This window comes from Streptomyces sp. NPDC059564 (assembly GCF_042735575.1).
Taxonomy (GTDB): domain Bacteria; phylum Actinomycetota; class Actinomycetes; order Streptomycetales; family Streptomycetaceae; genus Streptomyces.
The window spans coordinates 1-6,499 of the sequence record NZ_JBHWBP010000404.1 but is presented as its reverse complement, the minus strand read 5'-3'; the positions used below and the strand labels follow the sequence as shown (position 1 = coordinate 6,499).

Annotated in this window: 9 protein-coding genes; 6 read left to right on the top strand and 3 right to left on the bottom strand. The window is 74.8% G+C overall.

The window, feature by feature from the left end; all coding sequences use genetic code 11:
- The coding region (locus ACFV0Q_RS36620) for a helix-turn-helix domain-containing protein (RefSeq protein WP_385011613.1) at positions 1-230 on the top strand (230 nt) is incomplete at its 5' end.
- On the opposite strand, the gene ACFV0Q_RS36615 is transcribed toward ACFV0Q_RS36620, so the two are convergent.
- Complete coding sequence (locus ACFV0Q_RS36615) at positions 161-562, bottom strand: VOC family protein (protein ID WP_385011611.1); 402 nt, start codon at positions 560-562, stop codon at positions 161-163. The two genes, ACFV0Q_RS36620 and ACFV0Q_RS36615, sit on opposite strands and share 70 nt — an antisense overlap.
- A gap of 173 nt (positions 563-735) precedes the next feature.
- Between ACFV0Q_RS36615 and ACFV0Q_RS36610 the strand changes: the two genes are divergently transcribed.
- The 4 genes from ACFV0Q_RS36610 to rsgA all read left to right on the top strand — a co-directional run bounded on the left by ACFV0Q_RS36610 (position 736) and on the right by rsgA (position 4,395).
- On the top strand, positions 736-1,203 hold the full coding sequence (locus tag ACFV0Q_RS36610; protein WP_385011609.1) for a hypothetical protein: 468 nt from the start codon (positions 736-738) through the stop codon (positions 1,201-1,203).
- Between the two features lie 80 nt (positions 1,204-1,283).
- The gene (locus tag ACFV0Q_RS36605; protein ID WP_385011607.1) at positions 1,284-2,375 is read left to right on the top strand and encodes a sensor histidine kinase; all 1,092 of its coding nucleotides are present in this window, start codon (positions 1,284-1,286) and stop codon (positions 2,373-2,375) included.
- Positions 2,372-3,034 carry a response regulator gene (locus tag ACFV0Q_RS36600; RefSeq protein ID WP_385011605.1) on the top strand — a complete coding sequence of 221 codons (663 nt, stop codon included), beginning with the start codon at positions 2,372-2,374 and terminating at the stop codon, positions 3,032-3,034. The genes ACFV0Q_RS36605 and ACFV0Q_RS36600 overlap by 4 nt, the downstream gene beginning before the upstream one ends.
- A 245-nt stretch (positions 3,035-3,279) precedes the next feature.
- Positions 3,280-4,395, top strand: coding sequence for a ribosome small subunit-dependent GTPase A (gene rsgA, locus ACFV0Q_RS36595; RefSeq protein ID WP_385011603.1), 1,116 nt, complete (start codon positions 3,280-3,282; stop codon positions 4,393-4,395).
- Positions 4,396-4,510: 115 nt separating this feature from the next.
- Here rsgA and ACFV0Q_RS36590 read toward each other — a convergent pair whose 3' ends face one another.
- Entirely contained in the window at positions 4,511-4,996 is a 486-nt protein-coding gene (locus ACFV0Q_RS36590) for a DUF456 domain-containing protein (RefSeq protein WP_385011601.1), read from the bottom strand.
- A gap of 24 nt (positions 4,997-5,020) precedes the next feature.
- Positions 5,021-5,998 (bottom strand): helix-turn-helix domain-containing protein, encoded by a 978-nt coding sequence (locus tag ACFV0Q_RS36585; RefSeq protein ID WP_385011599.1) that lies wholly within the window; start codon positions 5,996-5,998, stop codon positions 5,021-5,023.
- Between the two features lie 199 nt (positions 5,999-6,197).
- Between ACFV0Q_RS36585 and ACFV0Q_RS36580 the strand changes: the two genes are divergently transcribed.
- On the top strand, positions 6,198-6,499 hold a 302-nt coding region (locus tag ACFV0Q_RS36580; protein ID WP_385011597.1), incomplete at its 3' end, for a hypothetical protein.

The window sequence follows — 6,499 nt, the reverse complement described above, 5'->3', positions numbered from 1 at the left end:
GCCCCCGGACCCTGGGCCGGGTGCTGCGCCTCCAGCGGGCCCTGGCCCTGGCCCGGCGCGGACTGCCCCAGGCCGAGGTCGCCCACACCGCCGGGTACGCCGACCAGGCCCACCTGGCGCGCGAGGTGCGGGCGCTGGCCGGGACCACCCTCGGCGCCTACTACCGGGCGGCGTCGGACGGGGCGAACAGGGAGACCCCGCAGCCGTCCGGGTCGAGGACGACCGCGTAGCGCTGGCCCCAGAAGGCGTCCCAGGGCTTCAGGTGCCCCGGATGCCCGGCCGCCGTCAGCTCGGCGTACAGCGCGTCCACCTCGGCGGGGGTATCGCACAGGAATGCCAGTTCCCGGCGGGCGCCCCCGGTGGGCGGGGTCCAGGACGGGTCGATGGAGCGCATGACGTCCTCGGTGTCCCAGGCGATCCGCAGGCCGCCGGCCAGGACGGCCTCGACGTGCGGCTGGGCATCGGCGTCGGCCGGCACGTCCAGGCCGAGCCGGCGGTAGAAGGCGAGCGAGGCGGCCATGTCGGAGACGACCAGGCCGATCATGTCGAGTCGTGGAGTCATGACCGCAGGCTAGGCACGCGCCGGGCCGCCGGTCTTGAACGAAACGGACATCGGCGGCCCCGGACGGGCGGGTCTCCACCCGTGGGTGGAGGGCGCCGCCTCCACCCCGGATCCACCCGGGTTCCACCCCGGAGCCGATCACAGCGGCCCGGCCCGTTCCTAGCGTGGACGGCATGGACATCGCCCGTGTACTGCTCATCGCGCTCGTCGTGGTCCTCGTCGTCGTCCGCAGGTTCGGCGGGCGGCCCCTGAAGGACGGGGGCCGCCCGTGGGTGCTCCCCGCCGTCCTGGTCTTCATCGGCCTCGGCAGCGGCGGCGGCCTCCTCGCCCCTGCGCATCCGCTGCTCGGCGTGGTCCTGCTCGCCGCCGAGATCGGGGTCGCCTTCGGGCTCGGCCTGCTGATGGGGCGCGCCATGACCCTGTGGCGGGAGCCCGACGGGACGCTGTGGACCAAGGGGAACCGGGTGGTCCTCGCCCTGTTCGTGCTCTCCCTCGCCACCCGGGCCGCCCTGGCCCTGCTCGGCTACGCCGCCGGGATCGTTCCGCACACCGGGCCCCTGCTGCTGACCGTGGCGAGCTGGATCCTCGGCCAGGGGCTCGTCCTGGCCGCCCGCTCCCACCGGGTCCCGGCCGCGGCGTGAGGCCGGGTCCCGTGGACCGCGGGCGGGCACGGGAGCGGGCGACACGGCTGCGCAACCGGATCTGGATAGAGTGGGAAGGGATGTCACCCAGGCTGCCCGCCCCCACGAACGCCCAGGTCAGAGCCGCCGTTCTGGTAGCGGTCCTGGCCTGGTTCCTGCACGGCTTGCTCACGCCGCCGCCCGGCCCGGCCGCCCTCGCGTGCGGATTGGCCGCGCTCGCGTCGATCGTCCTGGGCGCCACCATCCTGGACCGCGGCCCGGCCGGCGCCTGGGCGCTCGGCGCCGCGATCGCCGCCGCCTGCGCGACCGGCCTGCTGGCGCCCGCCACCCCCTGGGTGGTGCTCGTCTTCGTCGGCTGCGGACTGGCCGCGGCCCGCCGCGGCCCGGTCGCCGGCGGCCTGCTGCTCGGCGCCGCGGTAGCCGCCGTCGGCGCCGTCATCCTGCTGCGCGACCGCGACCCCGTCGAACTGTGGAACGTCGTCGGCCTCTGCGGGATGTACGCCTACGTGCGCGCCGCCCGCGCCCGCAGGGCCGCCGCCGAGTCCGAACGCCAGCGCGCGCTGCTCGCCGAACGCGCCCACGTGGCCCGGGAGGTCCACGACATCCTCGCCCACTCCCTCTCCGCGCAGCTCATCCACCTCGAAAGCGCCCGCCTGACCCTGGCCGCCGGACGGTACGAGGACGCCGCCGCCCTCGTCGACCGGGCCCGGGCCCTGGCCAAGGGCGGCCTGGAGGAGACCCGCCGGGCCGTCGCCGCGCTGCGGGGCGACGTACCGGCACCCGGGGAGGCGCTGGCCGGCTACGCCGAGGAGTACCGCCGTACGACGGGCTCCGCGTGCGCCCTCACCGTCACCGCGGGCCCGCGCCCGCTGCCGCCCGAGGCCGCCCTCGCCGTGATCCGCACCGCGCAGGAGGCGCTGACCAACGCGGGCAAGCACGCCGCCGGGGCCGACGTGGACATCACCCTGAGCTACCCGGGGGAGCGCTACGAGCTCTGCGTCACCGACTCCGGCGGCGCCGGGCCCGCGGCGGTGGCCGGACTCGCCGCGGCCGGGGGCGGGTTCGGGCTGGTCGGCATGGCGGAGCGGGCCGAACTGATCGGAGCCACCCTCGACGCCGGGCCGTACGGCACCGGATTCCGCGTCCGACTGGAAGGACCCCTGTCACCGTGACCGCCGACCCTGCCCCCACCCGTGTCGTGGTGGCGGACGACCAGACCGTCGTACGGGAGGGCCTGGTCCTCCTGCTCGGCCTGCTGCCCGGCATCGAGGTCGTCGCCGCCGCCGGGGACGGCGCCGAAGCGGTACGGCTCGTCGCCGAACACGCCCCCGACGTCGTCCTGATGGACCTGCGGATGCCGCGCGTCGACGGGGTCGAGGCCACCCGGCTGATCACCGAACGGCATCCCGGCACCGCCGTCGTCGTCCTCACCACGTACAGCGACGACGTGTCCGTGCTGGCCGCCCTCAAGGCCGGAGCCCGCGGCTACCTCACCAAGGACGCCGACGCCGAGGAGATCGCCCGCGCCCTGACGGCCGTCCGGGCAGGCGCCACCAGCCTGGGGCGGGCGGCGCAGGAACGCCTCGTCGCCGCCGCCGTCTCGGGCCCTCCCGCCCGCTCCCGCCCGGCCGGCCTCCCGGACGGCCTGACCGCCCGCGAGGGCGAGGTGCTCACGCTGATCGCCGAGGGGCACTCGAACTCCGAGATCGCGCGGCGGCTGACGATCGGGGAGTCCACCGTCAAGACGCACATCAACAACCTCTTCGCCAAGGCGGGCGTCCGCGACCGCGCCCAGGCCGTGCGGTACGCCTACCGGCACGGACTGGCCTGAACCGTACGGCCGTTTGTTGGCCGAAATAAATGGCTGGTGGCGTCGCGCGGGGGGCCGTTATCGTTCCCGAGTCGACACGCAAGAGGAAGCAGGAGGTGAGGACGTTGATGACTGTCACGGTGACGGGCACGGCCCGCATTCAGGAGTTCATCGTCATTGCCACCTCCGTGGCCTCCGGCTGACCACACACTTCTCCGCGCGCCGCAGAGCGCGCGCTGCCGGGGCCACCCCTTGAAGGGTTCCCCTTGTCTTTCTCTTCTTTCCCGTCCACCTCGCAGGCACCGCTCCCGCACGCCCTGACGCCTCTCGGCTGGGACGACGCGTGGGCCGCCGAGTTCGCCCCCTACGCCGACCAGGGACTCCTCCCGGGCCGGGTCGTACGGGTGGACCGCGGGCAGTGCGACGTCATGACCGCGGACGGCATCGTCCGCGCCGACACCGCCTTCGTCACCCCGCACGACCCGCTCCGTGTCATCTGCACGGGCGACTGGGCCGCCGTCGAGGCGTCCGGAAACCCGCGTTACGTGAAGGCGTACCTGCCGCGCCGGACCGCCTTCGTACGGTCCACCTCCTCCCAGCGCTCGGAGGGGCAGATCCTCGCGGCCAACGTCGACCACGCGATCATCGCGGTCTCGCTCGCCGTCGAACTCGACCTCGGCCGCATCGAGCGGTTCCTCGCGCTGGCGTGGGAGTCGGGGGCGCAGCCGCTCGTCGTCCTGACCAAGGCCGACCTCGTCCCCGACCCGGCGGTGCTCGGGCACCTGGTCCAGGACGTGGAGACCACGGCGCCCGGCGTCCAGGTGCTCACCGTCTCCTCCCACACCGGGGAGGGCACGGACGTGCTCGCCGCGGTCGTCGGCGGCGGTACGAGCGTGCTGCTCGGGATCTCCGGCGCGGGCAAGTCCACCCTGGCGAACGCGCTGCTCGGCGCGGAGGTCATGGAGGTCCAGGAGACCCGTGAGGTCGACGGCAAGGGCCGTCACACCACGACCACCCGCAACCTGCTGGCCCTGCCGGGCGGGGGAGTCCTGATCGACACCCCCGGACTGCGGGGGGTGGGCCTCTTCGACGCGGAGGCCGGCGTCGGGCAGGTCTTCTCGGAGATCGAGGAGTACGCGGCCCGGTGCCGCTTCCACGACTGCGTGCACGAGGCGGAGCCGGGGTGCGCGGTGCTGGAGGCGGTGGAGTCGGGGGCGCTGGCGGAACGGCGCCTGGACAGCTACCGCAAGCTGCTGCGCGAGAACCAGCGGATCGTCGCGAAGACGGACGCCCGGCTGCGCGCGGAGATCCGCCGCGACTGGCGCGTCAAGTCGGCGGAGGGCCGAGCGAATTACGCGGCGAAGCGCGGGGGGCACGCCTGACGGGTGCCGCTGCCCTGGCCGGGCGGGGTGCTGGGCGGCCCCGCGCGGCGCCGTCGCCGGGGCTCCGCCCGCAGGGGTTCGGGGGCGGAACCCCCGCGACGGACCCGCGCGTGCGTCAGGGACCCGTCAGGACCACCCCTGACCAGGCCGCCGCCACGGTGAGGCAGGCGAGGAGTTCGATCAGGATGCTCGTGCCCGCGGCCCGCATCACCGTGCGGGCCGAGGACCAGGCTTCGCCGTGCGTGCCCAGGCGGCGGCGTTCGCACAGGTAGATGCCGCCCACGAAACCCGGGACCGTGCCCACCACCGGGATCAGGACGAAGCCCAGCACCGCGCCCGCGCCCGCGTACGCCGCCATGCGGCGGGACGCGCCGATGCCACGGAGCCGTCGCGGCGGCAGCAGCCACTTCACCACCTGCACCAGCAGCAGCAGCGCCGTCGCCGCCACCAGCAGGGTCCACGCCCGCCCGGACCGTTCGTGCAGTGCCCACCACAGCACCCCCGCCCAGACCAGCCAGGTCCCCGGCACACCCGGAACCATCACCCCGAGCACCCCGAGCAGCAGCACCAGCCCCACCAGGAGCAGCTGAGGCAGATCCATCTGCCCAGCCTGACCGACCAGGGACTATCGGGCCACCCAGCCCCGCTCGTACGCGTGCCAGCCGAGCTGGAGCCGGGTCGTCACCCCGGACAGCTCCATCAGCCCCTTCACCCGCCGCTGCACCGTCCGCAGGCCCAGCTCCAGGTGCTTGGCCACGCTCGCGTCCGTCATCCCCGCCAGGAGGAGGGAGAGGATCTCCAGGTCGGTGGTGTCCGGGCCGCCGTCGCCCTCCTCCGCACAGCCCGTCGTGCCCAGCCGCAGCGGCAGGGACTCCCGCCACACCGCTTCGAACAGGCCCCGCAGGGACTCCAGCAGGCCCGACGCGTGCACGACGAGGGCCGCCGGTTCCGCCCCGCGCGCCGTCAGGGGGACCATGGCGAGGGACCGGTCCGCGATCACCAGCTTCGTCGGGACCTCGCCCGTCACCCGGATCCGCTCCCCGCGCGCCAGCGCCGTCGACGCCTCCCGGATCCCGGTCGGCCGGGTCAGGACCTCCCGTTCGATCACCACCCGGTACTCCACCCCGCGCACCGACGCCCGTTCCTCGGCCTCGTTCTCCATCCCCGTCACCACCTGGGGCCGGCCGGTGACCAGCGCGCACACCTCCTCCGTCGCGCCGAGCTGCAGCTGGTGGAAGCGGTGCGCCACCGCGCTCGCGCCCGTCACCACCTCCACCAGGTCGTGCACCGCCGGCTCGGCGGCCTCCGCCCGGTACTCCTCCGCCAGCAGCGCCGCCGCCAGCTCCGCCTGCTCCAGCTCGTGCCGCTGCTGGGTGAGCAGGGCCCCGAGGGCGACCCCGGGCGGCGCGGCCACCCAACGTCCCGGGCGGGCCGAGGACTGCGCCGCCAGCCCGTGCCGCTCCAGGTGCCGCAGGGCCCGTTCCGTCTGCGGCACCGGCAGCGTCAGCCGGTGCGCGAGGTCCGGTACCTCCGCCGCGCCCAGCGCCACCAGCGCGCGGTACGCCGACTCCTGACCCTCGTCCAGGCCTATCGCACCCAGCAACCCGTCCACCCCACTCTCAGAGCCGTTCCTGGCGGGAAGCGGCCACGGCGCAAACCCGCCTCGGACATCATCTCCGCACCCCCCGCCTCTCTGCCAAGGTGACGCCACCGCAGCACCAACATCCGCCGGTCAGAAGCCACTTGCGCGGCCGTCATGCCCTGCAAAAAAGCCATTGGCCGGAATTCACCTGGGGAGAGCGATGCGCCCGATATCGCGCACGGCACTCGGGGCGGCCACAGCGGCCGTCCTCGCCGTCACCGCCGTCGGCCCGTCGGCGGCACAGCCGAGCGACACGGGGCCGGGGAAGAGACCACTCGTCGGAAGCGAGGCGGCCGGAAAGCGGCCCGCCGCACCCGTCACCGTCACCCTCGTCACCGGCGACCGGATCCTGGTGTCCACCGACGCCTCGGGCCGCACCGCCGCCACGGCGATGCCCCGCGCGAACGGCGCGCAGCCCGTCGTCCAGACCCGCCAGAGCGGCCAGGACCTCTACGTCTACCC

Coding starts and splice junctions, on each gene's coding strand:
- ACFV0Q_RS36615 (WP_385011611.1), bottom strand. CDS start 562: ATGACTCCACGACTCGACATGATCGGCCTGGTCGTCTCCGACATGGCC.
- ACFV0Q_RS36610 (WP_385011609.1), top strand. CDS start 736: ATGGACATCGCCCGTGTACTGCTCATCGCGCTCGTCGTGGTCCTCGTC.
- ACFV0Q_RS36605 (WP_385011607.1), top strand. CDS start 1,284: ATGTCACCCAGGCTGCCCGCCCCCACGAACGCCCAGGTCAGAGCCGCC.
- ACFV0Q_RS36590 (WP_385011601.1), bottom strand. CDS start 4,996: ATGGATCTGCCTCAGCTGCTCCTGGTGGGGCTGGTGCTGCTGCTCGGG.